The sequence below is a fragment of the Microcoleus pseudofavosus SVA1_A4 genome (assembly GCF_036700565.1).
GTDB lineage: Bacteria > Cyanobacteriota > Cyanobacteriia > Cyanobacteriales > Microcoleaceae > Microcoleus.
The window spans coordinates 1-15,608 of record NZ_JAUBPE010000083.1 but is presented as its reverse complement, the minus strand read 5'-3'; the positions used below and the strand labels follow the sequence as shown (position 1 = coordinate 15,608).

The window sequence follows — 15,608 nt, the reverse complement described above, 5'->3', positions numbered from 1 at the left end:
TGCACCGTAAGTAAGTTTGGGGCAGGCAGGAAAGCACTGCTCCTACAGAAAACTCATCATTTTCAGAACTTACGCTCATAAACCGGGTTTATCTACAAAATTGAAGATTATCACTAGAAACCTACGAAGAAACCCGGTTTCTAGCCTAGACGTGCGTAAGTGTTGATTTTATCAGTTCTCAACCATTAAGTGGGAATTTCAATAATAAATTCCGTTCCCTCGCCTGGTGTAGAGTTACAAGTGAGCCATCCCCCGTGTTTTTCTTCAACAATAGACCGCGAAATTGATAAACCCAATCCCGTCCCTTTACCCACAGATTTTGTAGTAAATAAGTGGTTAAATACCCGCTGTTTCACTTCTTCTGTCATTCCCATCCCATTGTCAGCAATAGAAATTATAACATGAGAAGTGGAATTATCTTTGATAATCTTTTCACTCTCATCGGTAAGGAAAGTGCGAATCGTAATTTTATTAGGATTCGCCTTAATTTCATCGCGACTCCGCCCTGAATCCCACTCTTCCAATGCGTCAATGGCATTAGCAATGATATTTAAAAACACCTGGTTTAACTGTCCGGGATAACACTCTACTGGGGGGAATTCTCCGTAGTTTTTGAGCACTTGAATTTCGGGTTTACCCTCATTCGCTTTGAGCCGATGTCTTAAAATTAATAAGCTACTATCAATTCCTTCATGGATATTGAAACGAACTTTGGATTTAGTATCTGCCCGCGAAAAAGTCCTCAGAGAAATGCTGATTCCTCGAATGCGCTCAGTTCCTTCTCTCATAGAACTGAGCATTTGTGGCAAGTCTTCTAAGAGAAAAGGGAGGTCAAGAGCTTCAATTTGAGTTTGTACTTCTGGATTATTTAGGGAGCAGTGTTGTTGATAAATATTGAGAGCAGTCATCAATTCTTGAAAGTAGCTTTCGGCGTGTTCAATGTTTCCTATAATGAAGCTGATGGGATTGTAAATTTCGTGGGCAACTCCGGCCACTAACTGCCCGACGGAAGCCATTTTTTCGTTTTGAATGAGTTGAGTTTGCACCTCTTGAAGTTCTGTTAAATTTTGTCTGACTTGTTTAACAGTTTCTAAGGCTCTTTGGATGGTGATTTCCATGTCCTGAAAATCAATGGGTTTTGTCAAAAAGTCAAAAGCTCCCCGGTTCATGGCAGTTCTAATGTTTTGCATATCTCCATAGGCGGAGATGACGACTGCTTTTAATGTATTGTCGATTTCTGAGAGTTTTTCTAGTAAAGTTAACCCGTCCATTTCGGGCATATTAATATCTGTTAGCACTAAATCAAATGGTGGAGATTCTGCAATTTTTTCTAAGGCTTCTCTGCCATTGTGAGCAAAGACAAATTCAATTTCTTTGATCCGAATTTTTTGCCTGAATTTTTGTTGAATGACGTATTCTAAAAGTTGTTCATCATCGACGACTAGGATTTTGGCTGTCATGGGGAGCTATTCTGTATCCTATGGTAGAAATAACTATGGTCATTAGCTTACTATAGCGCAGCGTTTAAATTTTGTAAAGGATTAAATTAATTGATGAGGATGTATCGATGCCCGTAGGGACTTAGGCCTTGCCCTGCCGGACTAAGAATTTGATATTAAATTGACACAAATGGTTGCACTTTATAGCGCCAAAACTATTCAACTTTTGGGCAAAGTAATGATAAATTCAGTGTAATTTCCCGTTTCAGTTTGCACTTCCAAATTACCTCGGTGTTGCCCAACTATGATATCGTGAGTGATGGATAAACCTAAACCCGTTCCCTGTCCGGGAGGCTTAGTAGTAAAGAAAGGAAGAAATATTTTTTCTTGATTTTCTTTAGGAATACCAATGCCATTGTCACGAATGCGGATTTCTATTGCAGTGCCTAGATTTTTAGTGGTAACAGAAACTGTGGGATTGAAATCGGCGGTCATTTTAGATAGTTTAATATAAGAGGCATAGCAAGCATTATCAATGATGTTAATTAAAGCGCGGCTGAGGTCAGAAAAGGCGACATCTAGTTCTTCAATTGATTGGTCATAGTCGGTTTTCAGGGTAAGATTGAAGGTTTTATCTTTGGCACGAATGCTGTGGTAAGCTAATTGTAGGGCTTGAGCGACGAGGGCGTTAATGTCGGTTTTTTGGCGGATACTACCCTCGCTGCGAGCGTGCATTAGCATACTTTGAATAATGCTATTAGCGCGTTGCCCTTGTTCGTTAATTTCGGATACGTTGCGCTTAAGATAAGTGAGGTTTTCATTAATTAATTCAAGGGATTCTGAGTCTAAATTTTGGAATTGGCGGTCTATTTGTTCTGCGATTTCAGAGGTTAACTCTTCTGAGAGAGTAGCCAGAGAAGTGACGAAGTTTAGGGGATTGCGGATTTCGTGGGCAACACCTGCGGTGAGGGCTCCGAGGGAGGCTAGTTTTTCAGAGGCTACTATTTGTTTTTGAGCTATTTTTAATTCGGCGGTGCGTTCTTCAACTTTCTGTTCTAGGGTTTCCGAATATGCTTCTAGTTGTTGGTTAAGTTGGTTGACTTCTGCGTAAAGTTTAGCATTGGTAATAGCAATTGCAGCTTGTCCCGATAGCATTTGTAAGACTGTGAGTCTGTCAGCAGTAAAGGCGACGGTTGTTAAGTTATTTTCGAGATAGATAATGCCTGTAAGTTGACTTTGATTAAGTAGAGGCGTACACAAAATTGATTTGGGCTGATTTTGTTGGATGTAGGGGTCTTTTTTGAAGATACCTTCGTGGCTGGCATCGTTTAAAACGACTGTTTCTTTAGTGCGGGCAACGTAGTTGATAATCGCGACTGGAACTGCATTTCCTAAGAGAGAAACGGAAGTATTTTCCTCTTCTGGTTGTTGAGGATTGGTCAATACCTGGAGGTCGTTACCTTCCACGATGCCGGTGGCTGAAATTACCCACTGATTCTCACTTTGGTTAGATGAAAAAGTTGGTTTGGTGAGCAATGAGCCGCCAGTAGCTCCGGCATTTTCTATGACAATAGTCATTAATTTATTTAGCAGTTCGCTGAGAACAATTTCCCCCGATAGCGCCTGCGCTGCTTTCATAATTGTACCGAGGTCAAGTGATGTTGAATGACCGGAAGTAGAGGTTGTTGTCCAGTTTGAGGTGGTTGTGCTAATGGGGTCGAGGCTCATAGTTTCAGGCTGCTGGGTGCGGGAGATAAGATGGGGATATGTTTCTTCTAAGTCTCTAACTTTGGCGATCGCTCCCCAGCGAATGTAGCAGTAATAGGCTTCGGTCATGTAGGTTTTGGCGACTTTTTCTCTACCACAGGCTAGATAAAATTCGGCAGCGCGTTCGTTGCCGAGGGCTTCTTCTTGGATGAATCCTTGTTCTTTGGCTCCGTTGATAGCTCGTTCGTAGTAGGTTATTGCTGTCTCGTTTTGTCCTAATACTCGCGCTTTTTCTGCTTCTACGAGTTCGTATTTATGTTGGAAGTTCATGGGGGCGTGGTGCGCCCAGGTTTTCATTTGTTTTTGATGGGATGCTACTTTTTTCAGATATTGTTTTTGTTCGGTTTTTGTGGTGGCTGGGTAGTGGGCGAGGAGGGCTAGGGAATAGTAGAAGTTATGTTCTGATGATTGGAATAGAGCACTAATACTTTCTTTATATTTTTCTGTTAATCCTGCGATTTCAACAGCCGTGACATAATTTTTAAACAAATATAAAAGAATTGATTTGAATAAATAAATAGAGGCAATAACTGTATTATTTTTAGTCTCTATAAAAATAGGTAGCATTTTTTTTTCATCAACATAATCACCAATTAACCTAACCTTGTCAACTGATTTGTCGAGTATATTTAACAAAAATTGACAACATATTTTTGCTTGGTCGGCAATTAAATATTGTTTGTATTTAAGCATAAAATCAATGTATTGAACATGAGTTTTTGTTACATACTCTAGATGTTCACCGCTCCAAAAAGAATAGCTGGAATAGTAACAAGTTGAGTAACAAGCGTATTCTATATCTCCAGTTTCTAACCCATTTTTAAATGCCTCAAGCAAAGGTTGTCTTGTTTCCTTAATATGCTCTTTCCACTGTCTGATAAAAATATTAAAGTGTAAATTAATTTTAGCTTTTAGTTCTTTAGCATCAAATTGTTCCACAAGCTTGACTGCCAATTTGCCAAATTGATACCCAGAATCAATGTCAGACAATGCTCCACAAAGCAGCATCCCATAAGTCACATACCCAAAAGCAGACAAGGGCGAATTACCATATTGGAGAGAAATATTGACCATTTTAAAGATAATCAGCGGAAAAAGCATGGGATTTGTCATAAAAGCAGCTGGAATGACAGCGATTAATATCCGCTGGGCTGCAAGCTTATATGGATCAGTCATTAATGGCAAAAAAGCTAAATCCTCAATCGGCTTACCACCGATTGCTATTTTGTTGCGAATTAATCCCACTACTATGCTCAGTTTTGTGGGATTTTTAGGTAGGGAAACTCCCAGCATTTTAAGGACTTGCAAAGCTGTTTCTAGTGCTGCTTGTGGCTGGTTTTGCTGTAAATAAAATGGGATTCTTAGTTCATAAACCTTGATTTTTTCTAGCTGAATTTTAGCTTGTAAAATAACAATTTCTGATAGTTGTTGCGCTCGTTCAAAGTTAGTATTCAGGTATTCGGCTTCTAGTGTTTCTAAGTGGAGATTCCGCGTCAAATCGTAGTGACTTTGCCAACTCGATTCTGCCAGCAGTTCTAAACCTACATTCAAATATCTGACAGCGGCTTCATAAGCTGTCGCAGCTTTTGCTTTTTGCCCAGCAATTAAGTTAAATTTGGCTAATTCATCTTTTTCTGACTGCTGCGTGATGAATTCCACGCCAATATTTAACTGATTAACAATATCAAATATATTCTCTTCTAGGGTGTTTTCTGCGTATTGATGCAACAAGAGCTTACCAATTTTCAAATGCGTTGCTTTTTTCTGATTTTCAGGAATCATTGAATAGGCTGCTTGTTGCACCCTGTCATGTAAAAATCTATAGCCAACTCTTGATTCATCAAAGAGTAGCGGTTTCTGTTCTTCTGACTGCTGAAAAGCTAGAGGAATTTTGTAGTCGTTACTGAGGGGCAAAATTAGACCTGCTTGAAGTGCTGACCACAAATCATCGGCTGTTTCTAAGGGTGATTTTTCATGAACAATCGCACAGACATCTAAGTTAAAGCGGTTGCCGATACAAGCAGCTAATTGTAATATTTGCTGTGTGGATTCTGGCAGTTTTTGGATGTTTCTAGCTACGAGTTCAACAACATTATAATCAGCAATTCCCAGCGATTGAATCTGCTTGATGTCCCACTGCCAGGAACTTTTGATAAAATCAAAGTTCAACAGTTCTTCAGAGTGTAGAGTCTTGAAAAGTTGTGTTAAAAAGAAGGGATTTCCCTGAGTTTTATTGAAGAGTAAGTCTGCTAATTTTATTGAATTGTTATCTCCCTGAAGAGTATCGGCGACTAATTGACGGACGTTGCTAATATCTAATGCCTGGAGGACGATATTATTTACAACTATCCCTATTTTTTCAATCTCTTCAATGGTTTGAATTGTGGGATGAGTCGGGCTGACTTCGTTATCTCGATAAGCTCCAATTAGTAACAGATATTCGCTATCGGTGTCTGTTATCAAAAGTTGGATCAACTTCAGAGACGCTGAATCTGCCCACTGTAAATCATCTAGGAACAGAACAAGCGGATGTTCTGGCTTAGTGAATACATGAATAAATTGTTTATAAACCCGGTTGAAACGATTTTGAGATTCTGTTGGCCCTAGCTGGGGAACTTCTGGTTGTTCGCCCATAATCAATTCTACTTCAGGAATCACATCGATAATTACTCGTCCATTTTGTCCCAAAGCTTCTACAAGTTGCTCTTTCCAAATTCCTATATTTTCAGAATTTTCTGTTAACAGTTGCCGGATTAATTCTTGAAAAGCTTGAATTAAAGCTGCATAGGGAATATTCTTTTTAAATTGGTCAAATTTGCCGGCGATAAAATAACCGCGCTGGCGTACTATGGGTTTATGAATTTCTTGCACAACACAGGTTTTTCCAATGCCTGAATAACCGCTGACGAGCATCATTTCTGTTGAGCCAACTGCTACTCGTTCAAAGGCTGCCATTAGGGTTGCTACTTCGGTTTCTCTGCCATAGAGTTTTTGAGGAATGAGAAATTGACCGAATCGATCCAATTTACCCGCTGTGAAATCTTTAATTTGTCCAGATGCTTCTAATTGTTTAAGACATTCTTCTAAATCGGCTAAAAGTCCGCGAGCGCTTTGATATCTCTCTTCAGCAGTTTTGGCTAATAATTTCATTACGATGTCAACAACCGCTTTGGGAATTTCTGGGTTTAGTTGATTTAGCAACGCGGGTTGTTTTGCGATGTGGCAATGCACCAATTCCATTGGGTCGTTAGAGTTAAAAGGTAGCTGACCCGCAAGCATTTCGTAGAAGGTAATGCCAAGGGAGTAAAAGTCGGTGCGGTAGTCTATTGACCGATTCATTCTCCCAGTTTGTTCGGGAGACATATAGGCGAGAGAACCTTCGATGTAGTTGGGGTTACTGAGGGGAGGATTTTCTTTTTCGAGGCGGGTGGCGATGCTAAAGTCGATGAGTTTGATTTGCCTAGTTTCTGGTTTTATGAGGATATTTTGGGGTTTAATGTCTTTGTGAATAATTTGATTTTGATGCAGTTTTCCGAGAATTTGGGCTAGTTGACTGGCGATTTGAAGAAAGTTAATTGAGTTCGTTTTTGGGGAGTTAATATATTCTTTGAGGGGTTGTCCGCCAAAATCTTCTAGAATTAGGGCAAGTCCGTGTTCGTAAGGTTTTAATTCGATCGGCTTGATAATGCCTGGGATGTTTAAAGAGTGGAGGATTTGATATTCGTGTCTGATTCGGGCGATTTCTTCTAGGGTCGGATACTCAGCTTTGAGAGTTTTGATGATGACAGGAGTGTGTTCTAATTCGTAGCGACCTTGATAAATAACGGTTTTTGTACCTTCGTGGATGGTGGAGATCAGTTGGTATCCGGGTAGAGGGGTTCTCATTGTATATCTTTAAAAGGGGTACAGTAGTGAAAAAGCATGATACTGATGAACCATGAGTTAATATATCATGTTATCAGTTTTTGATATTTTACCTTTGTATCGAAAATTACTTTCCATATAAAACAAAAACTTAAGATTTAATTAATTAAATCTTAAGTATTGACAAAAATCTAGTTATTAGATGCAAAATCGAATGATCACGAAAGCAACCCAACTCGGATATAACTTACTGGATGGTATATCCCCCATCAATCACCAGATTATGACCTGTGACGAATGATGCCTTGTCCGAGCATAGCCAGACTACTGCTTCAGCAATCTCTTCTGGTTGGCCTATACGCCCTATGGGGTGTAACGCTGCGTTTTGAGCAAGCATATCTGCACTAGCAGTATCCAACGCGGGGGTCTTAATAGTGCCAGGACTGATAGAATTGATACGGATGCCAGACTTAGCATATTCTACTGCTGCTGCTCTCGTGAGAGCAATGATTCCGCCTCGACTAGCTGAATAGATAGAAAAGCCTGCCATACCAGTAACGCCAGCAACGGAAGCCATATTTACCACAGAGCCACTACCTCGTTTGAGCATCGCTGAGAGTTCGTACTTGAGGCAGAGCCAAGTTCCTTTGAGATTCATATCCATTATCCGATCCCAGTCCTCTTCTGACTGCTCGGTTAGCAAACCCATTATCCAACCACCAGCGTTGTTAAAGGCGAAATCTAGATTGCCAAACATATCCACAGTCTTGTCAATTAGCGATCTCACATCGTTATCTTTTGACACATCTGTTGTGACAAAAATGGCATCACCACCTCTCTCACATATTTGGTGTACAGTTTCTTCTCCCTCCGCAATTCGTCTGCTGGCAATTACAACTGTTGCTCCAGCGCGTGCAAATGCAAAAGCTGTTGCCTTACCTATGCCTGATGAGCCGCCAGTGACCAATGCGACTTTTCCTACCAATTCCCGTGTAAAGATCATATTTTCTTTCCTTTAATGACTAAGAGTTTGCGGAATGTGACGAGTAAGTAACTTCCTATTACTTACTCCTTAAATGGCTTTGTATTTCCCTAAACAACGATTGGTAAAAAGCCACTAAATGCAGAATTTGCCGACTGCCTTACCGTGAGCCTACAAGTGTGGCGATTAAATTCTCTGAGGGGGTAGGCTCTGCTCCCAGATCCACAGAACCCCAGCGGATAATACTCGCGACGGAGCTACTTGAAAATCCGTGAGAATAAATCATCACTAAATCGTCTTTTCTGATTTTTTTCAATGCGGCTGCATGATATAAAGCAGCCATAGCTGAAACTACAGAAATATTGCCATATTTGGGAAAAATGTCGATTGTTTTGCTTCGAGGAATATTTAATTCCAAAGCGCAAAAATCGACATAACCTGCTGCTGGCGGATAAAAAACGAAGTAGTCTATATCCCCTACCTTCATTCCAGATTCAGACAATACCTGAGTGCAGCATTTCTGGAAGTATTTAATGAACAAAGATGTGGCATATTTAACCGTTTCTTTATTCACTGTAATCAATGCTTTTGGTTGTCCGTTAGAATCGACCGTGAATTTGGGATAAACGATATCGCAAGTGTCGTAAGTATTAGTCGAGTAAGAATGAATTAATCCTTGCCCTTCTTCTAATTTCTCTACAATAAAAGCGGCCGATCCATCCCCTACGGTGAAGGAAAAAGAGTTAGTGTATTCTATGTGCTTAGAATAATTGCATGATAACGAGACTAACACTCGGTTAAAGTTGTTATTTTGGACTAAAGCAACAGCATTGCTTAAGGCGGCTAAACCTCCCGCACAGGCAATATTGAAATTCCAAGCGACACCTCGGAAACCTAACTCTTTTGCTATTAAAGTTGCATTTCCAATCACTAATCTTTCGGGAAACATCGCGCAAGAAATCAGCAAGTCAACATTATTAATTGCTAATTTACTGGCTTGCAAAACTTTTTCAATTGCTCCACATTCAAGAGAAATAGAAGTTTCGCCTTCAGCCAAAACTCTTCTTTCTAAGGCTCCCCTGAATATATCTTCTCGATAAGGTTTTACTGCCTGTACCCAATTAGCATTTTCTTGGGAATCATTATCAAACAGTCGCACTTTTTGATTTTTTTGCTCAAGCTCAGCTAAGAAACTTGGATAATTCTTTTTCCAGTAATCGTTAGTACGTACACGCTCTGGAAAATTAACTGCAATTGCGCGGATTCCTACAGCTTGACTCATCTTGAAAAGACTCCTTTGAACAGAAATAAAACAACTGAAATTTTGGCTCTTTGCCAGATTGCATTGGTTAGAAAAGGAAAAGGAAAAATATTTACTTTTCCCCTTTTCCGCTTTTTAATTTCTAAGGTTTACAGCCAGTAACGAGAGAAACCTTAACTTTTCATGGATGGCATTCGGCTTGCCAGTTCTTGCTCCCGCAAAACCCGTTTCAACACCTTACCCGTCGCATTCTTCGGAAGAGAATCAACGAACTGGACAAGGCTCGGTACCTTGTAAGCAGCGATCCGCTCCGAACAAAAAGCGATCGCATCTTCGGCTGCCAGCAATTGACCGGATTTCAGCAAAATATTTGCCTTGACGAGCTCACCCTTAACCGGATCTGGAACCCCATAAACCGCCACTTCAGCCACCGCTGGATGGGTAGTAAGCACCCGTTCAACTTCATTGGGATACACCTTAAAGCCAGAAACATTGATCATGTCTTTCAAGCGATCGACAATGTAAAAATAGCCATCATCATCCATCCAGCCGAGGTCGCCTGTATGAAACCAACCGTCTTTCAAGACTTTGGCCGTTTCAGCAGGGCGATTCCAGTAACCCAGCATCACATTCGGCCCGCGAATGACAAGTTCCCCCACTACCCCTGGCGCGACTTCTTTACCATCGCGATCGATGACCTGCATTTCCACATTTTCAATCGGCATTCCAATCGAACCTGGTTTATATTTCAATTCGTGGTTGTAGCAGGCAAAAGGAGAAGTTTCAGTTAGGCCGTACCCTTCATGAATCACCAAATTGTGAAGCAATCGCCACTGTTGAACAATTTCCCCTGACATAGGAGCAGATGCAGTAAAGTAGTAACGGACTGAACTTAACTCGCACTCAGATGGGTGCAGTTCTAACAGTTTGATGAAAACTGTCGGCACGCCAAAAAACATCGTGATCCGTTCGCGTGCGATCGCACTCAGAATTTCCGCAGGGGCAAAACGGCGCTGCAAAACAATCGTTGCACAAGCATTAAAAGCGCTATTGAGAATAGCGTTTTGACCGAAACAATGGAATAGCGGTAAGTACAGCAGCAACCGATCTTCTGGCTGCATTTTACAGCAGCGGTTTTTGGCATAAATATTGGAAATGACATTGCCGTGCGACAAAGTAGCTCCCTTGGGAAAACCTGTAGTTCCCGATGTATAGAGAATCGCTGCTGGCTCATGTCGCCCCATTTTAATAGCCCGTGCTTCCGGCGAAGCATTTGCCATCATTTCTTCCAGACTGGTTCCTTTGTTCGCTTCACTTTCAGCAATCAAAATGTGTTCGAGATAAGCTAAATCCGCATCTGGGACTTGTCTACTCAATGATTCGGTGGTAATAACCACCTTAGCTTCACAATCATTAAGGATAAATCGAACTTCATCACATTTGAGCATCGCACTAATAGAAACTGCGATCGCGCCAATTTTGAGAATGCCCAAATAAGATATGACAAATTCAGGAATATTAGGAAGGAAAAGAGCGACGCGATCGCCCCGCTTGACTCCCAATCCTTGCAAACCATTAGCAGCGCGATTTGCCAATTCGTTAAGCTGCTTGTACGTGAAAGATTTGCCTTCAAAAATTAAGGCTGGTTTGTGAGGGAAAAACTTACCTCCTCTCTCGATATGCTCTGCAATGTTCATCCCTATTTCATCCGCGGTAAAAATGCTGCCAAACAATAGGCTTCGTGTTCATGATTTGGATGCACTGGTGCATTGTCGCTAAGGTCAATAGAAAACTACTACCTAAAGCTTTTGAGCGATATTTTTTTTCTGGGAAAACATCCCCCACACAACCAGGATGGATTGCCTGATAAAATTGTTGCCAATCCCTTGGTTCAAGTTGATAGATTTTGATGCACTGGCGAACAGTATCCGTCAAAAAGTGTTGCTTATTTGACAATCTCTCTGCTTTTTTACTTCGGTAAATATCTACCTGAAAAGCAGTTTCATAGATGTTAGCTGAAATATTGTGAGTAACCATTTTTGGGTCTTTCTAGTAATGTTCAACAATCCTTTGCAGCAGAAATATTGCGAATGCTTTTGTAACAGAAAAGCAGCTCTGAAAGAGTTAAATTTTCAACTCATTTTTTACACCGTTTCGCAGGCTATTATTAGCTACAAATGGATTGTTTTACGCAGGGAACAAGAGGAGAAAAGAGAAAAAACAATGTGAGTTTTTTTCAAAACTTCTTACCCTTCTCCTTCCTCTTCCTACTTCAAACTTGATAAAATCCGGTTCACAGCTTGGACAATTCGTCCTTCCTGTGCAATGTCAGCAGCAATCAGGGCAATGTGTACATCTAAAGATTGCTCGTTGTCGTTCCAAATGTAAGATTTGTCAACATTAGGCGGCTGTCCCACAACTTCGCGCACAGCCTCATATAGCGGTAAGCTAAGTGGTGACAAACATTCCCGCGCGTCATAGTGACCGGCGACTTGATGGGTCCGCAAGTCAACAGCTTGGATAGCAAACATTAGAGCTACCGCCATATATTGCTGGAAGATTTCAATTGAGCGACGAGCTAAATTAGCTGAAGCGAATCCTTGGCTGTTGATGTTCTGATTGAATTGTTCGGCGTGAGTGGGAAAGCGATCTGCTATCGAATTGCCATAAAAAGTCAACAGCGGCATAATCGAGTTTCCAGTTATTTGTAGAGCTTTTAGACCCATGTTGACCTTACGGCTCGTGTTACCAACTAAAGACGGTGACAGCCCGTTATTAAATTCCGGTGCAACCAACAGCGCTATTTGCACATCCAGGTGCTTGGATAGCAGACCTAAGAGATACCGCAAACGATCCATTCCCACACCAACATACTGTCCCAGAAAATTCCCGCCGTGATAGCTGGCTTCATTCTCAACGTCGATCAAAGGGTTATCTGTTACCGAGTTTATTTCTACTTCAATCTGCTGAACAATCTCTGCCAATCCATCAACAATTGGCCCCAGATATTGAGGCAAGCAGCGAAGCGAATAGCGGTCTTGAATTGGCTCAGCGCCCCGGTAGTCGTGCTCACCATCTAACTCGTTTCGGCTTAAGCACGAACCTCTAAGAAGTTCCACCATTTGGGAAGCTGCCCATATTTGGCCAGAATGAGGTTTGAGCGCGTGAATAAAAGGATGAAATGATTGATTAGTACCCCCTAGCCCTTGAATCATCAGGGCGTGAACCCCCATTGCTAGGGCAAGCAAGACTTGTGCGTCGCGGAGGCACAGGGCCGCGATACCAGTCATAACAGAGGTACCGTTCATCATTGCTAACCCTTCTTTGGGGCGCAACGTCAGGGGGGGTAAGCCAAGCTTCTCAAGCGCTTGTACGCATGACATCTCCTCACCTTGAAAGTCAACGGTAAAGGATTTGTCCAACCCAATCAGCGATCCAGTAATGTAAGCTAGGGGTGTAAGGTCGCCACTAGCGCCGATAGAGCCAAATTCGTAAACGTGAGGTGTTACTCCTTCATTGAGGAAGGTTGTCATGCGCTCCACCAGTTCCAACCGAATGCCAGAGGCACCGTATAGATGCGAGTTGATCCGCAGGATCATCGCGGCCCGGACATCAGCGATCGGCAACCGCTTACCAGCCCCAGACTTGTGATAAAAGACGAGATTATTTTGTAGAGCAGTCGCATCTTCAGTAGAGATTACAGTATTCGCCATCCCTCCAAATCCTGTTGTCACGCCGTAAATGGGCTTTCCCGACTCGACAGCATCCATAATGTAGTCGCAGGATGCCTTTATACCCTCGAAAATTTCATCCCGATTCGTTAAATAAACTTGCGAGGAGTTTCTGGCAACGTTGACTACTTCATCTACACTCAGCCGTCGGTTCCCCACAGTTACGTTACTCAAATTAGGCTCAGGCCATTTGGGTAATTGTAGAGAAATCGGCTGTGTTAAGTTTCTTGACACTTCTTAGATCCTAAATTTATAGATAGATGCCACTAAAATGTGACTTTAGTCACAGCACACTCGAAACCAGGATGTTATTTTGAATTCAATGACAGAGAAATATGACTGGATACCATACTCTGCCATTTGTATTCAAATCTTGCCTTTCGTTTCGTAAAACAAGCCGCAGCCACTAGACATCACCGATAATGAGCCTGCAAGCCTTATTGCGTTAAGGCTGGAAGCTTAAATTCGGTTGGTGTCTATTGTTCTCAAGGCAAAATAAAACTGCGCCGACACTACATTATGCGGGCAGAGTTATAATTGATTGAGTTATTAAAGCTGGTAGGCTGTTACTGGGGCTATTGACCGATAACTAAATGACAATACCACCGCTAAAGGCTAATCATACATTTTTGTAACAAAACTTTACAATGATTTCCGAAATTTTTAGGATGACTATTGAACGCTACGGGATATCTGGAAAACAGTTATCCAAGTTTTCAGGCGTTAGCGAGAATCATATTTCTGAGTTTCGGCGGGGCAAGACTGGCATTTCTACGGAGGTGCTGTGGAAATTAATTCAGGCAATGGACGAGATCAAGCCGGGAGCCCGCGCTTATTTCTGTAATCGGCTGACGGGGGGAGAGGTATTTGGTAACAGCAGCCAGATGTCAGTGCCAAAGCAACTAGAGTCTTTGTTAAATATGCAGAATTTGGTTGATGGTCTCTCTGACGACAGTTTAGCCTTGTTACTGATGGTGGTGGCGGCGCGGATCAAGAATGGTGTTTCCTCTCATGCGAAGGGTTTTGAGCTAATTGGCTAATAATTTAACCGCTAGTTTGTCAAGACAAGAATCCACAGCTCTTGCCCCATTTCTGAAACTATTGCTAAACAAGGATTAAGAGAGATTACGCTGATTTCACTAATTTTTTTATCGCCTCTAAAAATCAGTGAAATCCTTGGAAATCTCAAGAATTAGAAAAGAGCGGACAGTCTCCCTTAAGACAACTTTAAAAGCAGCTAAACTTGATCAACATCATGACACATAGCATCCAGCATCTCATCGAGCCGCACATTCAAGATTTGGGTGGGTTTCAAGCCCGCCGCCTGCTTCCCTCAGAGGTTCTAACACTGATAGGCCCTTTCATCTTTTTCGACCATCTCGGTCCTGCGGTGTTTGCACCTGGTCAGGGCGTGGATGTCAGGCCACATCCGCACATTAACCTAGCAACCGTAACCTACCTGTTTGAAGGCGTTTTACTGCATCGCGATAGTGTCGGCAGCGTTCAAGAAATCCGTCCCGGTGCGGTGAATTGGATGACGGCAGGGCGAGGCATTGTTCACTCCGAACGCACGCCTGATGATGAGCGCAGCAAAGAAGGAATCCTGCACGGTATCCAAACCTGGGTAGCACTTCCCGATGAGTACGAAGAAACCGACCCCTGGTTTCGGCACCATCCAGCAAATGATTTGCCTGCTTGGGAGGATACAGGAGTTTCGTTCACCCTGATTGCGGGTGAGGCTTACGATCGCACTTCCCCAGTCCAAACATTTTCACCCATGATTTATCTGGACGTGCAACTAGCTTCGGGCAAGCAATTTACGTTACCGGGCAGTTACAGCGAGCAGGCGGTTTACAGTGTAACAGAGGGGCTGGCGATCGATGGGGTGCCTTTAGAACAGCATCGGTTGGCGGTTCTAACTTCAGGCACACCGGCAAGCATTTCTGCATCGGGTACGGCTCGGTGTATTGTGATTGGCGGCGAACCTGTGGGCGAGCGGCATAAGTGGTGGAATTTTGTTTCGAGCCGCCACTCGCGCATTGAACGAGCCAAACTCGATTGGAGGGAGGGACGCTTTGGTCAAGTTCCTCAAGAGACAGAGTTTATCCCGCTGCCAGAAGAGCCGCCTTTGCAAGCAGAGCAGCCGCTGTGAAGAGCTCCAGCCATTTAATTAAGAAACTTTTTTTAATTCAGCATCCGGTATTTTTTACTCCAATCTTCACAGATATTATTCAAAAACTTGTGATGCGGCAAGGCGTAAATTTGTGGGAGGGCTGCAACACAATATGGGCCGCCAAACTGCATCCTGTAAAGGCAATTTGGGCTTTGTTTTGGCTTAAAACTTATTTTAGTCCCGCTAGGGTGAAAAAGCGATCGCCACTCTCGGATTACAGCGATCGCCATCAATATGAAGATAATCCTTACCCCTCCACTTCCTGGTTGGGTCGAGGGGGGATAGTCGGGTAAGGTTCAAGCGTCACCGCTCTCCCCTCCCCTAAATTAGAGTCGATGCCTGTGTTACCACGGGACACCTCTCCTTCAGAACGCGGACGTGCAGCTTTCAC

The 15,608-nt window shown here is 42.5% G+C and carries 10 protein-coding genes; 3 read left to right on the top strand and 7 right to left on the bottom strand.

The window, feature by feature from the left end:
- Positions 1 to 185 precede the first annotated feature (185 nt).
- The 7 genes from QUA02_RS27545 to QUA02_RS27515 form a co-directional block, all read right to left on the bottom strand.
- Positions 186 to 1,460 (bottom strand): hybrid sensor histidine kinase/response regulator, encoded by a 1,275-nt coding sequence (locus QUA02_RS27545; RefSeq protein WP_333032558.1) that lies wholly within the window; start codon positions 1,458 to 1,460, stop codon positions 186 to 188.
- Between the two features lie 198 nt (positions 1,461 to 1,658).
- Positions 1,659 to 7,091 (bottom strand): trifunctional serine/threonine-protein kinase/ATP-binding protein/sensor histidine kinase, encoded by a 5,433-nt coding sequence (locus QUA02_RS27540; protein WP_333032557.1) that lies wholly within the window; start codon positions 7,089 to 7,091, stop codon positions 1,659 to 1,661.
- A 226-nt stretch (positions 7,092 to 7,317) separates the two neighbouring features.
- Complete coding sequence (locus QUA02_RS27535; RefSeq protein WP_333032556.1) at positions 7,318 to 8,073, bottom strand: SDR family oxidoreductase; 756 nt, start codon at positions 8,071 to 8,073, stop codon at positions 7,318 to 7,320.
- A gap of 139 nt (positions 8,074 to 8,212) precedes the next feature.
- Entirely contained in the window at positions 8,213 to 9,334 is a 1,122-nt protein-coding gene (locus tag QUA02_RS27530; protein WP_333032553.1) for a 3-oxoacyl-ACP synthase III family protein, read from the bottom strand.
- Positions 9,335 to 9,486: 152 nt separating this feature from the next.
- The gene (locus QUA02_RS27525; RefSeq protein ID WP_333032550.1) at positions 9,487 to 11,010 is read right to left on the bottom strand and encodes a class I adenylate-forming enzyme family protein; all 1,524 of its coding nucleotides are present in this window, start codon (positions 11,008 to 11,010) and stop codon (positions 9,487 to 9,489) included.
- 7 nt (positions 11,011 to 11,017) lie between these two features.
- Positions 11,018 to 11,350 carry a hypothetical protein gene (locus QUA02_RS27520; RefSeq protein WP_333032549.1) on the bottom strand — a complete coding sequence of 111 codons (333 nt, stop codon included), beginning with the start codon at positions 11,348 to 11,350 and terminating at the stop codon, positions 11,018 to 11,020.
- 230 nt (positions 11,351 to 11,580) lie between these two features.
- A complete protein-coding gene (locus QUA02_RS27515) occupies positions 11,581 to 13,278 on the bottom strand; it encodes an HAL/PAL/TAL family ammonia-lyase (protein ID WP_333032545.1) in 1,698 nt (565 codons plus the stop codon).
- Positions 13,279 to 13,712: 434 nt separating this feature from the next.
- On the opposite strand from QUA02_RS27515, the gene QUA02_RS27510 reads away from it, so the two are divergent.
- The 3 genes from QUA02_RS27510 to QUA02_RS27500 all read left to right on the top strand — a co-directional run bounded on the left by QUA02_RS27510 (position 13,713) and on the right by QUA02_RS27500 (position 15,510).
- Positions 13,713 to 14,084: a helix-turn-helix transcriptional regulator gene (locus QUA02_RS27510; RefSeq protein WP_333032542.1), complete on the top strand. Its 372-nt coding sequence runs from the start codon at positions 13,713 to 13,715 to the stop codon at positions 14,082 to 14,084.
- A 215-nt stretch (positions 14,085 to 14,299) separates the two neighbouring features.
- Complete coding sequence (locus QUA02_RS27505; RefSeq protein WP_333032539.1) at positions 14,300 to 15,196, top strand: pirin family protein; 897 nt, start codon at positions 14,300 to 14,302, stop codon at positions 15,194 to 15,196.
- Positions 15,193 to 15,510, top strand: coding sequence for a hypothetical protein (locus QUA02_RS27500; RefSeq protein WP_333032538.1), 318 nt, complete (start codon positions 15,193 to 15,195; stop codon positions 15,508 to 15,510). The genes QUA02_RS27505 and QUA02_RS27500 overlap by 4 nt, the downstream gene beginning before the upstream one ends.
- Positions 15,511 to 15,608 lie beyond the last annotated feature (98 nt).

Excerpts from the sequence above, each read along its gene's own strand:
- QUA02_RS27545 (WP_333032558.1), bottom strand. The coding sequence starts at position 1,460 with ATGACAGCCAAAATCCTAGTCGTCGATGATGAACAACTTTTAGAATAC.
- QUA02_RS27540 (WP_333032557.1), bottom strand. The coding sequence starts at position 7,091 with ATGAGAACCCCTCTACCCGGATACCAACTGATCTCCACCATCCACGAA.
- QUA02_RS27535 (WP_333032556.1), bottom strand. The coding sequence starts at position 8,073 with ATGATCTTTACACGGGAATTGGTAGGAAAAGTCGCATTGGTCACTGGC.
- QUA02_RS27530 (WP_333032553.1), bottom strand. The coding sequence starts at position 9,334 with ATGAGTCAAGCTGTAGGAATCCGCGCAATTGCAGTTAATTTTCCAGAG.
- QUA02_RS27525 (WP_333032550.1), bottom strand. The coding sequence starts at position 11,010 with ATGAACATTGCAGAGCATATCGAGAGAGGAGGTAAGTTTTTCCCTCAC.
- QUA02_RS27520 (WP_333032549.1), bottom strand. The coding sequence starts at position 11,350 with ATGGTTACTCACAATATTTCAGCTAACATCTATGAAACTGCTTTTCAG.
- QUA02_RS27510 (WP_333032542.1), top strand. The coding sequence starts at position 13,713 with ATGACTATTGAACGCTACGGGATATCTGGAAAACAGTTATCCAAGTTT.
- QUA02_RS27505 (WP_333032539.1), top strand. The coding sequence starts at position 14,300 with ATGACACATAGCATCCAGCATCTCATCGAGCCGCACATTCAAGATTTG.